We start from the raw sequence: 17,324 nt of genomic DNA, 5'->3' as shown, positions 1-17,324 counted from the left end.
GTACTGTTAAATCCGTTCGGGTTGTACGTAGCCGCAAATGGCATCTCCGACGGACCTCGCGACCATCCGGATTCGAACCGCCGCTCCCTGCGCCGTCGCTGTCGGTCCGGCACGGCGGATGAACGACGGTGGCGGAGCGACACGACCCGAATAATGGAGTACACCCGTCGACAGACGCTCGGCGCGACAGCCGGAATACTGGCGTTGCTGTCGTACGAGAACACGACAGAGATACTCGAACACGGTATGTTACCACCACAGAGCACAGTCGTCACGTCGAGAACCGAACTCGAACGCGCGTTCGCCGACCTCAGTCCCGGAGAGACGGTTTGGATCAGCCCGAAGAACGCCCCGTATCGGACGACGGAGTGGTTAGACATCGACGTCAGCGGGGTGACCGTACTCGGGCCGGGGTTGCCGACGCTTATCAAACCCGCCGACGGTGCGAACGTCGGCGGCATACGAATCGGTCACAACAGCAGTTGTCGAAACGTCCGCGTCGAGGGCGTCGGTTACCACGGAAATCCGAAAAATCAGGACGACGGCGCGAAGAAACTCCACGGAATCATCGTCCGAGACGTCGACGACGTCACGCTTCGGGGCAACACCGTCGCCCACACGCATCCGTTCGGCGAACACGGCAGCGGGGGCAGCGGTATCAGCGCCGGGCGAGCGAGCAAGAACGTCCGGATTCTGGACAACCGAATCCACCACTTCGGCGACCGCGGCATCCAGTTGGGCGGGCAGAACACCGTCGTCTCGGGCAACGTCGTGACAGACGGAATCGACCGAACGATCGCCTGCGACCTGTGGACGCCCGACGGCGAGAACGACGTCGCGAACACCGTCATCATCTCCGAGAACATCCTCGGTAACTGTCGTGAGGGCAGTCTGACGGGCGTCGCCAGCGGTCCCGAAGGCGTCGCAACCGGCAGTTCACACATCATCGTCTCGAACAACATCGGCTTCGGTTTCCACAAGAGCTTCTGTCACGTCCGCGGACCGACGAACATCACGAACGTCTCTATCAGGGGGAACGTGAGCACGCAGGTGACCGAGGGCCTCTGGACGAACAAAACCGAGAAGTTCGCCGGCATCGCCGTCGACCCCTCCGGGGCGACGAACATCACTATCGGCGACAACGAACTCAGCGGCTACAGCCGCCACGGCATCAACGTCCTCGGAGACATCTCGAACCTGAAAATCGCGGGCAACATCGTCCTCGATGCCGGGGAAGCGGGCATCCGAGTCCAGAACGCGAGCGACGGAACCATCGTCGACAACACGATCGAGCGAACCGGCGACCACGGAATTCTGCTGAAGGACACCACGTCGTTCGCCGTGACGAACAACCACCTGCGCGACCTCGCGCTCTCCGGCATCGCGTTGCACAACTCCGGCGAGGCGCATCACATCGTCGGCTCGAACCACATCAGACAGCCGAACGAGAACAGGGAGAATGCGGTCGCGTCGATACACGTCGACAGTTCGGCGGTCGTCGTGCAGGGTAACACTATCACGCAGGCGACGGACGTCCCGTCGATAAGCGACTCGGCGGCGGCCGAGAGCAACATCTATCGGGGCAACCACGGGAGCGAAGGCGCTCGGTGGGCTATCGGGAGCCCCTCGTCGGTCGTCAGAGACAACGTGCCTCCGTTCGACTCGCACTCCGGCGTGAGAGCGTCGAACAACCGAGCGGAGATACGGTTCGAGAAAGCGTACGACGAGCCGCCGAAGCTCACGTTCGCCAGACGGGGCGGCGGCATCCGAAACGTCGAGTACAGAGAGCGGAACGGCGCGTTCGTCGGTGCGTCGATCGAGACGGCGGCCGCCGACGGCGTCGTCGACGTCGCCGTCGACAGTTTCGGCTAGTCGACGAAACTCGCCGACGGTTCCGTTTTCGGGAGTCGGGAGTCGCGGACGATTCGGCCGGGAGAGTCGACAAGGAAGCCGGTCGAGTCGCTAAGTGAGTTCGTCCGATATCGTGCGTCGGGTAGGATAGCTTGTTTCGGAGCCGGTACTATCCGTCTGGCTTGACGGTGATTTCGCTCGAGAGATGGCCGCCGCGCCAATCCATAGTGAAGTTCATCGTCGCCTCCTCGTCGGAGGGGTCGGCGTAGGGGGTGTACGAGTACGTCCACGTTGCAGACTCAGCGCTCTTCAACTCGAGTGCGATACTGGTTACAGGGGTGTACGCCACCGAAGGTCCACTCCGGTTGAGCGCTCCGATGAACGTCCCAGAGACGTCACCCACGTTTTCGACCACGAGCGTCACGGTGACTGTCTCCCCAGAGGGGACCGATTTAGGAGTGAAGAACTCGGTCACCTCGAACTCTGTCGGTGGTCGACCGAGTTTCCGCACGGTGTCCTCGTTTAAAACGTGGCTCCCGCCAGGCCACTGCACTGTGGCCTCGTTCGCTTCGATCGGTTTCGGAACCGTGAACAGAACAGTCTCCTCGGCACTCGCTCGGAAGCGGGTACCATTGGCCCAGAGATATTCTCTGTTCGTTATCTCTCCCAGTTCCGCGGGTTGGTAGGTCGCTCCTCCACCTGCGAGTTCGACCGACTCGTGGCGAGCGGACGACCGACCGAGACCCGCTACTGCTGCGACGACGAACTGTTCGTCAGACTCGCCGTATGTTCCGATGGAGTCCGGAGAATTCGGTATCACCAGCGTCGGCGTCGAGACGATATCCCGGACGGCTAAATCAACCGTGCTCGTGGTACGGTCGAGCGTTTCCGCACTATCGCCCGACATCGAAGTGTTCGTCGGGCCCTCGCCGGTGGAGTTCGGTTCGGCGGGAGAACCCGTTGCAGAGTCGGTGGAAGCGCTCAAACAACCCGCTTGCGAGACGAGAGCGAGTCCACCCAGACGTAGTACATCACGCCGTAGTCGATTGGAGGACATTGTTCAACGGCACTGGACTGTATCGAATGATAAGCTTTCTGCGCGGCTACGACCGCAGAATACGCGCTCCGAGTCGCCTCGAACGGCACTGAACGGGTGTCCGTCATCTCACTCAACCCGACGAAGCGCCCGAAACGGTGAGGTGGTCGCTACGGTGCTTTCAGAACCTCGATTAGCCATCTGCGTTTCGCGAGAACTGATGCAGAGCGCCGGATTTCGTATCGCATCTAACGGTATATGACGGATGCGTCGCTCGGTCGTAACGGCGGTCGACGGACGGGCGAGAAGAGCGGTCGGAGAACGAAGCGCGGAGAACTACAGGTACGCCGAGTCCCAGCGGGCGGATTTGCTCTGGTTGCCGCACTCGTTGCACTGGATGCGTTCCATCGAGTCCATCGCGGTCTCGAAACTCTCGCAGTTGCCGCAGAAGTAGCCGTAGCGTTCCTCTCTGCCCTCGTCGGTGTAGGTGACGTAGAACGGCGCTTTCCGGGCGCGCTGGCTCTCGTCGTAGGCGACGAACAGCGTCTGTCCGTCCGAGTCCGTTCGCTCTTCGACCGGGACGAACTCCTCGGCGGACTCGGAGGCGGTCTTGCGGAAGGCGCGTTCGGTGAACTCCTCGTCGCCGATTTTCACCGCCCGGGTCTCGCCGGCGTCGTAGCCGGCGTTCTCGTAGAACTTCGCACCGCCCTCGTTGACGGTCAACACTTTCCCTTCGAGGCGCGACGCGCCGCGGTCCATCAGCTCCGTCTCGACGCGCTTGAGCAGCTGCTTTCCGAGGCCCTTCCCGCGCGAGTCGGGGTCGACGTGGAGCCAATCGATCTGGCCGACCGTCCCGTCGGCCTCGACGAGGTAGCTCTGGACGAAGGCGACCACGTCGTCGCCGTCGACGGCGACGGTCCACACCGCCTGCGGGTCGTCGAGATTCGCCCCGACCTCGTCGTCGTCGTACCACCTCCCGACGGCGTCGTCGATGACGTCCTCGGAGAGTTCGGGACTGTACGAAGCCAGAAGCGACTCGCGTGCGACGGTTCGAATCCCTTCCGCGTCTGCGGGTTCGGCGTCTCGAAGGTCCATACGCTGTGCTACGCCGTACCACCACAAAACAGTCCCGGCCACTCGCAGACACAGAAGCGCGTCCCGGCGGCCGGTTTGTCGGTTCTCCGACCGCTCGCGTCGGTCGGACGCCTCGGCCGGTCGCCGGGCGGCCGTCGAAGGCGCAACGGCTATCAACCGTCTCGGCCCGTACATCGAGACGATGAACCGCACCGACCGAGACGGACGCCAGCGGCGCACTCCGGAGAGACGACGATGACGGGCGAGCCGGACATCGACGATGTGCTGGCCCGTCTCACCGACGGCGGCGTCGTCCGCGAGGGCGACGACGGGTCGCTCACGACGACCGGGGCGTTCGAATCGACGCGAGCGGAGTACAGTCGACAGTATCGGACTGCCGACCGCGAGACGTTCGTCGACGCGGTCGCCGAGGCGTTCGACCTCGCTCCCGAGACGGCGGCGAGAGAGATAGACGCGAACGGCGTGACGCGCGCGCAGTTGGCGGCCTATCTCGCCGTGGAGTCGTTTCTGGACACGTCGCCGACGGCGGAGACGAAAGCCGTGATGGCGCATCTGGTCTGCGAGGTGTCGCCGCCGTCGCCGGTTCCCCGGGCGGTCGCCCCGCTCGACGACTCCTACGAGGCGTTTCTCGACGACCATCCCGACGCCGTCGTGACCGTCTGGAAGCACGACTGCGACCCGTGCGAACGGCTCGAAGCCGACCTCCCGGCGCTGCTCGACGCGGTACCGGAGCGAGTCGCCGTCGGCGGTGTCGACGGCGCGTCGGCCTCGGGCTTTCGGCTTCGACACGCGGTCAACACCGCACCGGCGGTCGTCTTCTTCGCCGGCGGCGACCACGTCGAGACGCGCGAGGGATACGTCTCGCCGTCGGCGTTCGCGGCCGTCGTCGAGGACGTTTTCTGAACTGCGGCGCTACGTCTCGCCGACGACGCCGGCGACCAGCACCGGTCGGTTCGAACTCAGGATGACCGACTGGCTGACGCTGCCGAAAATGGCTTTTCCGGCCGGCGAACGCTTCCGCCCGGCGACGACGATGAGGTCGGCGTTCTCCCGATTGGCGGCGTCGAGAATCGACTGTGCGGGGTCGCCGCCGGATTCGAGTAGTTCGTACGCGACGCCATTGTCGTCGAGATAGTCGGCGGCGGCGCGAACCGCCTCGACGTCGGTGGCGGACGCGTCGCCCGGGTCCTCGTCGAACGCGTGCAGGAGCGTGACCGTCATCTCGCCGGCGCTCCCGGGGAGATTGGCAACTTCACGTGCGCACGTTCGGGCACGCTCTACGTCGTCGTCGACACCAACGAGCACGTGGTACATACCGAGAGATACGGCGGTGCGTGCTTATCAGTTCTGGGCGGCGTCGTCGTCGATGTTCCTCGAGACGTACGCGACGAGCAGCAGCGGGACGCCGAGCACCAGCGCGACGGTCAGCGCGCCGTAGGCGGCGAAGCCGAGTTGCGTCGGTGGAAACGGGATGAGAAAGAGGAATCTCGGCGACCGGAGTCCGGAGACGAACGTCGCCGTCAGAAACCCGGCGAGCCCCGAGATCGCGACGAGCAGTACGTAGAGGATGAGGACGAACCGCGGACCTTCGAGTCGTATCGTGCTCACGACCGGGGCTTCGGACGCGAGTCGATTAGCGCTTTCGACGCCGCCTGCGCCCGCTTCCGGGGTCAGATAACGAGGATGATGCCGGTCGCAAACATCATGAGCGCGACGGCCCCGAGGATGATGCCGAGGAGGTCTTTGTCGGACATACCTATCGCTCGGGGGGCGAACGACAAAGGCACGTCGGTGTTCGGTGCGCACCGACGCGTCGAATCGACCGTCGACCGAGCGAAGCGTCAGCTCGGCGGGTGAAAAACGAAAGCGGGAGGCCGCGTTATTCGTCGGAGTCGCGTTCGTCCGCAGACTCGCCGCCGACGACACGGCCGTCACGGCGCTCTGCTTGCGACGAAGTGTCGTTCACGTCGTTCACGACACCGCCGTCCGTCACTGGCTCTTCCTCGCCGCCGTCGCTTCACTCCGTTTGCGACGAGGCATCGTTCGCTTCGCTCTCGACACCGCCGTCGGCGATCTTCGTCTGCAGTTTTCGGTCGAACCAGTCCCACTCGACGGTGCGGAGGTTCGACTCCTCGAGGTTCCACGGGTCGCCGTCTTCGACGACGGGGCCCTCCAGGTACGACTGCACCATGTTCCACACGAAGATGATGCCGCCCAGCAGCAGCATGTACGCGCCGAGCGTCGCGATCTGGTGCAGCGACGCGAACTGCGGCAGGTAGGTCGCGTACCGGCGCGGCATGCCGCCGTAGCCGAGCAGAATCATCGCGAGGAACGTGACGTTCGTCCCGATCATCCACAGCCAGAAGTGCCATTTCGCGAGGCTCCGCTGGTACATCCGACCCGTGACGAGCGGGTACCAGTAGTAGATGCCCGCCATCCCCGCGAAGGTGATGGCCCCCATCACGATGTAGTGGAAGTGACCGACGACGTAGTACGTGTCGTGCAGTATGAGGTCGACGGGAACGGAGGCGAGGAACACGCCCGTCACGCCGCCGATGATGAAGTTGGAGACGAAGCCGATGCAGTACAGCATCGGCGCGGTGAGTCTGATGTTGCCGTTCCACATCGTGGTGATCCAGTTGAACGTCTTGACGGCGCTGGGGATGGCGATAGCCATCGAGACGGCCATGAACGAGGCGCGCAGACGCGGGTCCATGCCGGTCGAGAACATGTGGTGCGCCCAGACGCCGAACGAGAGCACGCCGATGGCGAGCGTCGAGTAGACGACGAACTTGAACCCGAACAGCCGACGGCCCGCGAAGCGCGGGAGGATGTAGCTGACCAGTCCCATCGGCGGCAGCACGAGGATGTACACCTCGGGGTGGCCGAAGAACCAGAACAGGTGTTGCCAGAGCATCGACCCGCCGCCTTCGCCGACGGCGTAGAACGCCGTCCCGAAGTTGCGGTCGGCGACGAGCATGAGCATCGCGCTGCCGAGAAGCGGGAACGCGAAGAGGATGAGCCCCGACTGCGTGAGGATGGTCCACGAGAAGATGTCGAGGTTCGCCCACGTCACCTCCTCGGCGCGCTCGGTGAAGATAGTCGCGATGAAGTTTATCGCGCCCATCGTCGCCGAGACGCCCGAGAGGTGGAGTCCGAGCAGCATCAGGTCGACGCCGGCGTTCGCCTGATTACCCTGTCCGACACCCGCCGACAGCGGGGTGTACATCGTCCACGCCGTCTGCGCGGGAATGAGGTTCGGAATGGGGAAGAAGCCGGCCCAGATAAGGAGCGCCGCGGGCGGGAGCAACCAGAACGCGATGGCGTTGATTCGCGGGAACGCCATGTCGTCGGCACCGATGATGAGCGGGATGAAGTAGTTCGAGAAGGCCGCGATGATGGGCGTCCCAAAGAGGAACAGCATCGTGATGCCGTGGCTCGTCATGAGCGAGTTGTAGAAGCCCGGTTGGACGAGCACCGTCTCCGGCGTCGCGAGTTCGGTTCGCATCAACACGACCATGAGGCCGCCGACGACGAACGCGAAGATGCCGTAGGCACCGTACATCAGGCCGATATCTTTGTGGTCGACCGTCGTCAACCACCGGACGATTCCTGCGGGTTTCTCCTCGGAGACGTACCCGGATTCTTGGCCGACTGCGCCGCCGCTGCTGAGTGGGGTGTAACCGCTCCAGTTTTCCACCCGCGTCAGCCAGACGAAGACGCCCACGAGGAAGACCCCCATGAGGACCGTCAGCGCTAACTGTCCGTTCAACTGCATGGTGACTGCTCGGAATCGCAGGGTAAAGAAAGGTTCGGGTGGCGTCCGTCACTCGGTCCGCTGTCGGTCGGTCGTGTCAGATTCGTCGGACTCGGACTCGCCGACGTTCGCCTCGTCGGCGGTGGTGTCGTCGGCTTCGTCGGCGGTGTCGTTATCCGTCTCGCCGGTGGTGTCGTTATCCGTCTCGCCGGTGGTGTCGTTATCCGTCTCGCCGGTGGTGTCGTCGTCTGTCTCGCTGAGGGTGTCGTCGTCTGTTTCGCCGGTGGTGTCGTCATCCGTCTCGTCGCCGGCGGTTAGCTCGCTGTCGCGGTCGGTCCCGGATTCGATTGCTTGCGTGTCGGCGCGGCCGTCCTGGTTCGTCTCGCCGTGTTCGGCCTCCGCGCCCGGCATCCCCGCCTGTCCCGGGTAGTACACCGTCGAGGATTTCTCGGCGCTGGCGACGGCCTTCCCGGAGAAGTACGTCAGGATAGCGAGCAGGACGAACGGGACGGCGTGCAGACCGACCATGATGGCAGTGGGGAAGAGGTCGCCGCCCCACGGTTGGACGAGCAGGAAGAGGACGACGAAGAACAGGAGGATGAACAGCGGGATGATGTTCACCGTCAGGTCGAGAAGCGTCTCCCTGTCGAAGACTTTGTTCGAGTTCGTGTTCGCCATGGTGACCTGTTACGGACGCCGGTCAAATAGATTGTTGGTTCCGCTCGGTTAGACAGCGAACTCCTCGTCGTCGACGAACACCTCGCCGAGTACGCCGACGAGGAGGAGGATGACGCCCGCGACGAGAACGGCGTAGCCGCGCTCTGCGAGCTGTACGGCTTCGGCTGCGACCTGCGTATCCGCGTACAGCAACAGGGCCCCGAGCCCGAAGACGAGCACTGCCGAGGCGACGAGTGCCCGCCACGGCCGGTCAACGTAGCCCGCCTCCTGCATCATGCCCGCACAACAGCCGAAGAACAGCAGCAGACCGCCGACGGCGACGGCGAAGAGGTTGAACAGGATGCCGGCCTCCGCGAGCGGGATACTGAGCGCGATGAAGAACGGCCACGGACTGGCCGTCCGGTACTGTTCGGAGAGCCCCGGATTTTCGTCCATGTCGGTTCTTACGCCCCGACCGTAAGAAGCGCTTCGATGAGCGTGCGAACCGCTACGGGAGCGTGATGCCGTGGCGGCTCAGATACTCGCTCGCGGCTTTGATCTCGACCGGACTCCCGATGATGCGACAGCGCGTGTTCTCCCGCGAGAAAATCGTCACGGTGAACTGCGACTCCAACTCCTCTCGGAGACCGTCCAGCGAGGCGCACGGCAGGACGATTTCGGTGCTGTCTCGGAGTTTCACCGGGTCCGGCATCGCTCGTCGAATGGTTGCCGTAATGTCGTATAACGGTACCGAAATCAGCGACAGTCTCGCGTGCGCTCCGCGCGCGCGAAGGACGACACAGGCGAGTGCTTCCATAGGTGAGTGACACAGGCGAGTGCTTCCATAGGTGAGTGACACAGGCGAGTGCTTCCATAGGTGAGTGACACAGGCGAGTGCTTCCATAGGTGAGTGCTCCGGCCGAGGTCCGTCCCTCGCCGCCGCCGTCGAAGGAAAGGGTTTTTCGACACACGCGGCGGAAGCTACGACGATGGGACTGGAGGAGGAGATCGACGCGATCGAAGAGGAGATCGCCAGCACTCCGTACAACAAGTCGACGGAGGCGCACATCGGTCGACTGAAGGCGAAACTCTCGGAGAAGAAGGAGAAACTCGAAAACCAGTCCTCCGCGGGCGGCGGGCAAGGCTACGCCGTCGAGAAAACCGGCGACGCGACCATCGCGCTCGTCGGTTTCCCGAGCGTCGGCAAGTCGACGCTCATCAACGCGCTCACCAACGCCGAGAGCGAGACGGGAGCCTACGAGTTCACGACGCTCGACGTCAACCCCGGGATGCTGCAGTACCGCGGGGCGAACATCCAGGTGCTGGACGTCCCGGGACTCATCGAGGGCGCAGCGGGCGGACGCGGCGGCGGCCGCGAGGTGCTGTCGGTCGTCCGGACCGCTGACCTCGTCGTGTTCGTCCTCTCGGTGTTCGAGGTCGACCAGTACGAGCGACTCAGCCAGGAGCTGTACTACAACAAGATTCGCCTCGACACCGAACCGCCGAGTCTCACCATCTCCAAGCAGATCAAAGGCGGCATCAACGTCACGAAGAGCGACTCGGTCGAACTCGACGAGCAGACCATCAAGGACGTCCTCCGCGAGTACGGCTACGTCAACGCCGAGGTCACCGTCCGGGGCGACCCCTCCATCGACGAACTCATCGACGGCATCATGGACAACCGGGTGTATCTGCCCTCCATCGTCTCGGTGAACAAAGCCGACCTCATCGACCGCGACTACCTGCCGACGGTGTACGAGAACCTGGAGGAGATCGGACTCGACCCCGAGGAGGTGACGTTCATCAGCGCCGAGAAGGAGAAGGGTCTCGACGGCCTCAAAGACGAGATATGGGAGGCGCTCGGTCTCATCCGCGTGTACATGGACAAACCGGGCCGCGGCACCGACTACGAGGAACCGCTCGTCATCCGGCGCGGGATGACCGTCGGCGACGCCTGCCGGAAACTCGGGGCGAACCTCGAAGACCGGTTCAAGTTCGCCCGCGTCTCCGGGCCGAGCGCCAAACACGACGAACAGCAGGTCGGCAAGGACCACGAACTCGCAGACGAGGACGTGCTGCGCATCGTCGCGCGGAAGTAGCGGATGGCGGCCACCACGGACGGACGCGACCCACGCCGCACCTCGACGCCGCGGACGCTCCTGTTTCTGCTCTCGCTGTGGCTCGTTCCGTGGAGCGTGCTCCTCGTCGACGGCCGTCCGGCGACGCTCGTCTTTCCGTGGGGGCTGTTCGACCCCGGTTCCGGCCGCCTCGTCTCGCTGTACAGCTACCTGTTCGAGTTCACCGGCGGGTTCGGGTCGCTACCGAGGTATCTCCGCGCGTGGCCGACGAGCGTCGTGGCGTTTCTCCTGGCGACGGCGAGCGCGGGCGGCGGCGCGCTGGTCGGCCGCGAGGACTCGCGCGTGACCGCCCTCTTGCTGGTTCTGGCCGGACTCGGACAGCTCTCGTTCGCCTGGGGCTTCGCACAATCCGGTGGGCGACTCGCGCTCCCCGTCGGTACCGTCGCGCTGTGGGCCGCCGCGTGGCTCTATTACCGTTGACTCTGTCCGAATTCGGCCGTTGCGTGGCTCTCCGTCTCGGTTCGGTGTGGACTCGTTCCGGTTCGTCGTGGACTCGCCGCGAATTCGTCGTGGCTCCTCTCGCGTTCGTTGTGAGTCAGCTGTAAGTCAGTTGTCGAATCGTGTGCTTGCAAGTGCGACACAACACCTTTGACCCTCTGGGGTGGCATAGCATAACATGGCAGCAGAATTCGGCGCACTGTCACTCGTACCGCCGTTGTTAGCCATCGTACTCGCAATCGTCACGCGGAAACCGATACTGGCGCTGTTTCTCGGCGTCTGGTCCGGCGGCGTCATCTACTCCGGCGGGTTGGGCGTCGTCCAGACGTTCACCTGGGTCGCCGAGTCGATCGGGGACGACGTGTTCCACGCCCAGATTCTCATCTTCACGCTCCTGCTCGGTGCGGGCGTGACGTTCATCTGGCGAACCGGCGGGTCGCTCGCTATCACGCAGTTCGCGACGAAGCGACTCGACAGCCAGCGAAAGGCCGGGTTGATGGCGTGGCTGCTCGGTCTCGTCTGGTTCTTCGACGACTACGCCAACACGGCCGTCGTCGGCAGTTCGATGCGCGACATCACCGACGAACTGCGCATCTCCCGCGAGAAACTCTCCTACATCGTCGACTCGACGGCCGCGCCCGTCGCCACGTTCGGCATCTCCAGTTGGGTCGCCTACCAGATCAGCATGGTGCAGGAGGGGTACTCGCAGATCGGCGTCACTGGCGGCGAGGAGGTTCCGACGGCGTTCATCGCCTTCCTGCAGAGCATCCCGTTCAACATGTACTGCCTGTTCGCCATCGCCATGGTGTTCATCGTCGTCGTCACCGGACGGGACTTCGGCGAGATGCTCGACGCCGAACACCGCTCGTGGGAGACCGGGAACGTGCTCCGCGAGGACGCAGTTCCGCTGCAGAGCATCGAGGAGAACCTCGGCGAACCCAACGGCGACAATCCGCAGTTGCGGATGTTCGTCGTCCCGGTACTCGTGCTCGTCGTCGTCGCCATCGCTGGCGCGGTGTGGACGGGATACGCCCCCGACCGGGGAATCGTCCAGATCGCCGGCAACGCCGACTTCGCCTCGGCGCTCGTCTGGGGGTCGTTCTTCATGGTCGTCTCGGCGATGCTGCTCGCGCTGGTCTCGGGCGCGCTCACGCTCGACGAGTGCATGGACTCGCTCGTCGACGGCTTCTCCATCATGCTGACGGCGGTCACCATCCTCGTACTGGCCTGGTCTATCAGCCTCACCACGGGCGCGCTCGGCACCGGCGAGTTCGTCACCGGCATCGCCCAGGGAATCGTCACGCCGACGCTGCTCCCGCTCGTCGTCCTCTTTGCGTCCGCGTTCATCGCCTTCTCGACCGGTACCTCGTGGGGGACGATGGCCATCGTGACGCCCGTGGCGATTCCGCTGGCGTGGGGTATCGGCGGGCAGTCGCCGGAACTCATCCCCGTCGCCGTCGGGACGGTGTTCAGCGGCGCTATCTTCGGCGACCACACCTCGCCCATCTCCGACACGACCATCCTCTCGTCGACGTTCACCGGCGCGGACCACATCGACCACGTGCGCACGCAACTGTACTACGCGGTCACCGTGGTGCTCGTCGCGTCTGTAATGCTTCTCATCTACGGCATGACCGGCCTCACGCCGCTGGTGTTGCTCCCCGTGGGCCTCGGACTGCTGGTCGCGCTGGTGTACGGCCTCTCGGAGTTCGACGCGCGGCGGAAGGGGCTCACCCCGAAGGCGTCGCGGCGACCCCGACAGGAGCGCGACGTCGCCGACGACTGAGCGACGTTCGAATATCGCACGAAAAAGAGTGCGGACTTTTTTTGATACACACTCAACGTCGGACTCACCCCACCGATGGGTCCAACTGAGCGAACCAGACTTCCCTTATCGATTAGAGAACGAAATCATCACGGAACGTTTCATACTCGCCGCGGCGCTCGCACAGCAGACGAGAGCGCCGTTCGACTCCGGAGAAGACCCCGACGAGAGTTCATAATCGGTGTTTTCCTCCGCAAGAAGCGGTTACACCCGGTTTCGAGAGTCGAGTATGAGCACTCGGCAGCATCGATGGAAAATACGACAGCGTTCGCAGCGCGCCCGTTAAGCGGGAGTACGACCCGTCGTTCGATTATCGCGACAGAGCGTGTGGCGTACATCACCGCACCCGATATCAAAATCGAGAGACGCAAGCCGATTATGAAGATTTTCACGGCGAATCGAGCGGCGAGTCAATAGTGAGGGTCGACTGCATCAGCACGCTAAACGCTCGTCTCCACGCTTTGGGTGCGCTCTTTCGGTGCGTTGGCGGTGATTGGGACATGCCGTCGGGCGCCTCCTAGTGGGAGTGAAACGGTCAGTATCAGTCTTCTTGCGGGGATTTGCGCCGAATATGAACCGCACTCGAAGCAACTGATGACCACGAGAACTCCTTTACTCGACGCTGAACGGTCTTCGTCGAGTATGAACTTCGGTGAATGTCGGAGAAGGCCGACTGCATTCTCTGTGAGCTCCCCCGCCTTACTCACTTACTTTGCTCGCTTCGCTCGCTGAGAATGGGACTTCGCCCCTCCTTCAACTAAAGAGAGGACAGCCATTCGCGGACGACTAGTGGTCGACACGGCGAGACGGTTCCGCCTCCGGTATTCTTTTCGACGCGCCGACCCATTACTCGTCTATGTCCGGAGTACTCGACCACACGATGATTCGCGTCGGCGACCTGGAGGAGTCGCTGGAGTGGTACAAGACGAACCTGAACTACGAGGAGAAAGACCGCTGGGAGGCCGACACCTTCACCAACGTCTACGTCGGGCCCGAGGAGATGCACGAGGAGGGTGCGATGCTCGAACTGACCGAGAACCACGACACCGACGAGTACGACGTCGGCGACGCGTGGGGCCACATCGCCGTGCGCGTGCCCGAGGGCGAACTGGAGGAGGCGTATCAGGAGCTGATGGACAACGGCGTCGAGGACTACCGGGACCCCGAGTCCTGCGGCGGTCGGTACGCCTTCGTGAAGGACCCCGACGGCCACGAGATCGAGATCGTCAAGCGCGACCCCGACCTCGGCGCGCGCTGGAGTCTCGACCACACGATGATCCGCGTCGAGGACGCCGACGAGGCGCTGGGCTTCTGGACGCGGAAGTTCGAGTACCAGCACACCGGCCGCTGGGAGTCCGACACCTTCGCCAACTACTTCGTGAAGCCCGAGGGAAGCGCGGAAGAAGCGATGGCCGTCGAACTCACCTACAACTACGACGGCCGGAGCTACGAGTTGGGCGACGCGTGGGGACACCTCGCCGTCCGCGCCGACGACCTCTCCGAGTACTGGGAGACGCTGATGGAGCGCGAGGCCGACGACTACCGCGACCCCGCCTCGTGCGACGACAAGTACGCGTTCACGAAGGACCCTGACGGCCACGAGATAGAGGTGCTCGAACGCGACTTCGACGCCGACTCGCTGTTCCCGGCGTAGTCCCGACGCTCACGCGGACGACCGAACGCCCGTTCTCCAAGTTTTCGCGGTACTGACCGAGCAGTCGCTCGCAACGGACAGTTTCGGCGTTGGAAGACGGCCCCACTCCCCCGTGAATCATACGCGAACGAGGCGAACCCCGAATGTCCCTTCGTGCTGAATCGACCTCTGCCTGAGAGTGAAATTTAGTTCTACTGGCTATTTTTAGCGACAGGAGAGTCCGCTCGTCGGGTTTCACCACCGAAGTCGAAAACGCTTGATTTCCGAACGTCAGTCGGTAAAACCTCGGATTTCAGTTATCAGCGACTGGAGTAGTCAGACACAAAATACTTAACCCCGTATCAGCAGGAGAACGCTTCTGTCCCTCGAATTCGGTCGTGTCACTGGATGACAAATCCCCCGATTTACCACAAAGCATTTATAATGAGAGGCTAAGGTTTTGAGCGTACCCCTACCCATGGTAGCATCGACGAGTATCCCCCGCCAAGTCCGGCACTCCGCTGGGCGTTTCGGTATCCAGGCACGGGCGAAAGTAGGTGTTGCCGACAACAGCACAAAACCATGACACAAACAACACAGAAGTTCCGTGCAGTGTTCCTTGCTGCGCTGATGGTGTTCTCCGTTTTCGCGGGCACCGTCGCGTTTGCAGGTACGGCTGCTGCGGCTAACGCTGCTGACGCTGACGACACCCTTACCTCAGGGTCGTTGTTCTATCAGGGTCAGGAGCTCTATGTAGAGACCGGCGCATCGACCGAAGCTGATTACCAGATTCGTACTGTCGAAGACAATAGTCTTGGTACGACCGTCTACTCGTTCACTACGGACGCTGACGGCTCGGCCATCATTGACACCAGTTCCCTCGGTTCTGGTTCGTACGCCCTTGTTGAGGCTAACGACCGGAATACGGCACTCTCCGTGACTGAGTCCGGAACTAGTGATGCATCGGACCCGAACAGTGGCTCCTTCGACATTACGGAGCAGGACATCTCTGCGTCCTTCGAGGACGAGACAGTTAACCAGGGCGGCGATACGACACTCAACGTTGACTCCGCCGTTCGCTCCGAGTTCGACCTTGTCGTCGAAGCAGAGGACCTGAGCAACGATGAAATCGAAGCCCTTTTCGAGGATAACGTGGCCGACAATCCTGGTGCAGAGGATTTCCAGATTGGAGAGACTGACGACGGTGATGTTGTCCTTGAGAACTTCAACAAGGGCGGCGACTATACGGCTGACTTCTCCGATGTCAGCCCTGGCCAGTACAACTTCACATTCTCTGTTGCGGACACGACCGCAGAGGACTCCACGTCAATCGATGTTGAGGAAGTTGACCAGGCTGTCTCGCTCCCGAATAGCGTGAACGTCGAATCTGGAGACACTACGACCTTCCAGGTTGAGATGGAAGACACGACGGAAGCCGACATCCTCATCGGTAGCAACGACGACGGCTACGTTGTCAACGCTACCGTCAACGACGAAGACGAGGACGGAGTCGCGAACGTCACCATCAACACGTACAACCCGACTGAAGCGAACAACTACGGTCTTTCGGGCGACGAGGACTCGTCCGTAACGGCCTTCGACAACGCGAGCAACATCGGTGTCTCCGGCGTCCTCGACGCAGCTAACTACGACATCGAAGTTGGTCCGTCTGGTTTCGCTGACGACAGCGAAATTGACTCGACGGACGTCAGCACGCTTGCTGTGACGGAGAGCTCCATTCAGGATGCTCAGTCATGGACTGCACCCGCTGGTGCTGTTGACAGCGATACTTCGCGTGAGGATGTCCTCGAAGCGATCGAGGATGGCGAAATCACGCAGGACAGCACCGTTGCTGAGGGCGACATCGCTGTCGTCCAGATTCAGGGCTCCGGCTTCTTCGGCGCTCTTGAACGTGACGACGCAAGCGACCTTACCCTCACCGTTGAGGAGATGAACCCCGGTGCGAACCGTGAGGCTGCATCGACTGAACTAACTGCAGAGAACGTTGTTCTCGACGATGAGAACAACAACCTCTTCGTTGTTGTTGACACGGACTCTGAAGAGCTCGAACGTCCGAACGGTGACACTGTTGCGTTCGACAGTGGTAAAGAATTCAACGTCTCGATGACTGCGAGCGGTGACCTTGTCGAAGATGACGACGTCACTGTTGGTTCGACCTTCGAGGTCGTTGACCGCGAGGCTTCCCTCGAGACTAACGACGACGATGTCGTTGAGGTTGCTGCCTCCGAGAACGGTTCGGTTGAGGGCGAATCCTCGATCGCGCCTGGCTCCGAGATTCGCGTCCGCGCGCAGAGTGAGTCCGGTGCAACCAACACGTTCGTCGAAACGCAGACCGTGACTGTCAGTCAGAACGGAACGTTCAACGCCTCCTTCGACTTCGCTGACCTCGAAGCAGGTACGAACTTCACGCTGTCGCTCAACGACCAGACTGGCTCTGGCTTCGAGGGCGACACTGAGTACTCGGCAGTCATCGTGAACGGCACGAGCGGTGGCGACGACGGTAACGTCACCACCACCGAGACGAACAACACCACCACGGAAACCACCACGGATGAGCCTACGGAGACCACCGAGGACACTCCTGAGGAAACCACCGAGGAAACCACCGATGGTGGCAACGGTGACGGCGAGACCGAAACGGACACGCCCGGCTTCGGTGTCATCGTCGCTCTCGTCGCGCTCATCGCCGCTGCGCTCCTCGCGGTCCGCCGCGACAACTAAGTAGACTCTGACGAGTCTGCTTTCGAGCGCTAACGCAGAACCACCGGGACCGTTCCCGGCCCTACTTCCTTTATCGAACTCACACCGACGAGCGACAGCGACGTCGGTCGGCGTTCGAGACAGTCGATTCTCCTGACCGCTCGTGCGCTCGC

15 protein-coding genes are annotated in these 17,324 nt (G+C 62.6%); 7 read left to right on the top strand and 8 right to left on the bottom strand.

Annotation, left to right across the window (positions count from 1 at the left end):
* Window positions 1–153: 153 nt before the first annotated feature.
* On the top strand, window positions 154–1,872 hold the full coding sequence (locus DV709_RS04110; RefSeq protein WP_117591981.1) for a right-handed parallel beta-helix repeat-containing protein: 1,719 nt from the start codon (window positions 154–156) through the stop codon (window positions 1,870–1,872).
* A gap of 148 nt (window positions 1,873–2,020) precedes the next feature.
* On the opposite strand, the gene DV709_RS04105 is transcribed toward DV709_RS04110, so the two are convergent.
* Together DV709_RS04105 and DV709_RS04100 are read right to left on the bottom strand one after the other, a co-directional pair.
* On the bottom strand, window positions 2,021–2,758 hold the full coding sequence (locus DV709_RS04105) for a hypothetical protein (RefSeq protein WP_117591979.1): 738 nt from the start codon (window positions 2,756–2,758) through the stop codon (window positions 2,021–2,023).
* 465 nt (window positions 2,759–3,223) lie between these two features.
* Window positions 3,224–3,982, bottom strand: coding sequence for a GNAT family N-acetyltransferase (locus tag DV709_RS04100; RefSeq protein ID WP_117591978.1), 759 nt, complete (start codon window positions 3,980–3,982; stop codon window positions 3,224–3,226).
* Between the two features lie 234 nt (window positions 3,983–4,216).
* Here DV709_RS04100 and DV709_RS04095 point away from each other — a divergent pair, with 234 nt between their 5' ends.
* Window positions 4,217–4,885 (top strand): thioredoxin family protein, encoded by a 669-nt coding sequence (locus tag DV709_RS04095; RefSeq protein WP_117591976.1) that lies wholly within the window; start codon window positions 4,217–4,219, stop codon window positions 4,883–4,885.
* 9 nt (window positions 4,886–4,894) lie between these two features.
* On the opposite strand, the gene DV709_RS04090 is transcribed toward DV709_RS04095, so the two are convergent.
* The 6 genes from DV709_RS04090 to DV709_RS04065 all read right to left on the bottom strand — a co-directional run bounded on the left by DV709_RS04090 (window position 4,895) and on the right by DV709_RS04065 (window position 9,108).
* The gene (locus tag DV709_RS04090) at window positions 4,895–5,296 is read right to left on the bottom strand and encodes a universal stress protein (RefSeq protein ID WP_117591974.1); all 402 of its coding nucleotides are present in this window, start codon (window positions 5,294–5,296) and stop codon (window positions 4,895–4,897) included.
* Between the two features lie 27 nt (window positions 5,297–5,323).
* Complete coding sequence (locus DV709_RS04085) at window positions 5,324–5,590, bottom strand: DUF7520 family protein (RefSeq protein WP_117591972.1); 267 nt, start codon at window positions 5,588–5,590, stop codon at window positions 5,324–5,326.
* A 409-nt stretch (window positions 5,591–5,999) separates the two neighbouring features.
* On the bottom strand, window positions 6,000–7,760 hold the full coding sequence (locus DV709_RS04080) for a cbb3-type cytochrome c oxidase subunit I (protein ID WP_117591971.1): 1,761 nt from the start codon (window positions 7,758–7,760) through the stop codon (window positions 6,000–6,002).
* A gap of 48 nt (window positions 7,761–7,808) precedes the next feature.
* The gene (locus tag DV709_RS18170; RefSeq protein WP_232819692.1) at window positions 7,809–8,417 is read right to left on the bottom strand and encodes a DUF6684 family protein; all 609 of its coding nucleotides are present in this window, start codon (window positions 8,415–8,417) and stop codon (window positions 7,809–7,811) included.
* Window positions 8,418–8,465: 48 nt separating this feature from the next.
* On the bottom strand, window positions 8,466–8,852 hold the full coding sequence (locus tag DV709_RS04070; RefSeq protein WP_117591969.1) for a DUF7541 family protein: 387 nt from the start codon (window positions 8,850–8,852) through the stop codon (window positions 8,466–8,468).
* Between the two features lie 52 nt (window positions 8,853–8,904).
* The gene (locus DV709_RS04065; protein WP_117594090.1) at window positions 8,905–9,108 is read right to left on the bottom strand and encodes a VNG_1110C family protein; all 204 of its coding nucleotides are present in this window, start codon (window positions 9,106–9,108) and stop codon (window positions 8,905–8,907) included.
* A gap of 277 nt (window positions 9,109–9,385) precedes the next feature.
* Between DV709_RS04065 and DV709_RS04060 the strand changes: the two genes are divergently transcribed.
* The 5 genes from DV709_RS04060 to DV709_RS04040 all read left to right on the top strand — a co-directional run bounded on the left by DV709_RS04060 (window position 9,386) and on the right by DV709_RS04040 (window position 17,172).
* Complete coding sequence (locus tag DV709_RS04060; protein WP_117591967.1) at window positions 9,386–10,495, top strand: OBG GTPase family GTP-binding protein; 1,110 nt, start codon at window positions 9,386–9,388, stop codon at window positions 10,493–10,495.
* A gap of 3 nt (window positions 10,496–10,498) precedes the next feature.
* Window positions 10,499–10,954, top strand: a complete 456-nt coding sequence (locus tag DV709_RS04055) for a TIGR04206 family protein (protein ID WP_117591966.1) — start codon at window positions 10,499–10,501, stop codon at window positions 10,952–10,954.
* A gap of 196 nt (window positions 10,955–11,150) precedes the next feature.
* On the top strand, window positions 11,151–12,758 hold the full coding sequence (locus tag DV709_RS04050; protein ID WP_117591964.1) for a Na+/H+ antiporter NhaC family protein: 1,608 nt from the start codon (window positions 11,151–11,153) through the stop codon (window positions 12,756–12,758).
* Between the two features lie 895 nt (window positions 12,759–13,653).
* Entirely contained in the window at window positions 13,654–14,451 is a 798-nt protein-coding gene (locus tag DV709_RS04045) for a VOC family protein (protein ID WP_117591962.1), read from the top strand.
* A gap of 561 nt (window positions 14,452–15,012) precedes the next feature.
* Complete coding sequence (locus tag DV709_RS04040; RefSeq protein ID WP_117591961.1) at window positions 15,013–17,172, top strand: BGTF surface domain-containing protein; 2,160 nt, start codon at window positions 15,013–15,015, stop codon at window positions 17,170–17,172.
* Window positions 17,173–17,324: the final 152 nt, after the last annotated feature.

Origin of the sequence: Haloprofundus halophilus (assembly GCF_003439925.1) — an archaeon.
GTDB classification, from domain to species: Archaea; Halobacteriota; Halobacteria; order Halobacteriales; family Haloferacaceae; genus Haloprofundus; species Haloprofundus halophilus.
Note: the sequence above shows the minus strand (reverse complement) of the source record. Positions and strands in the feature narration are given on the sequence as shown.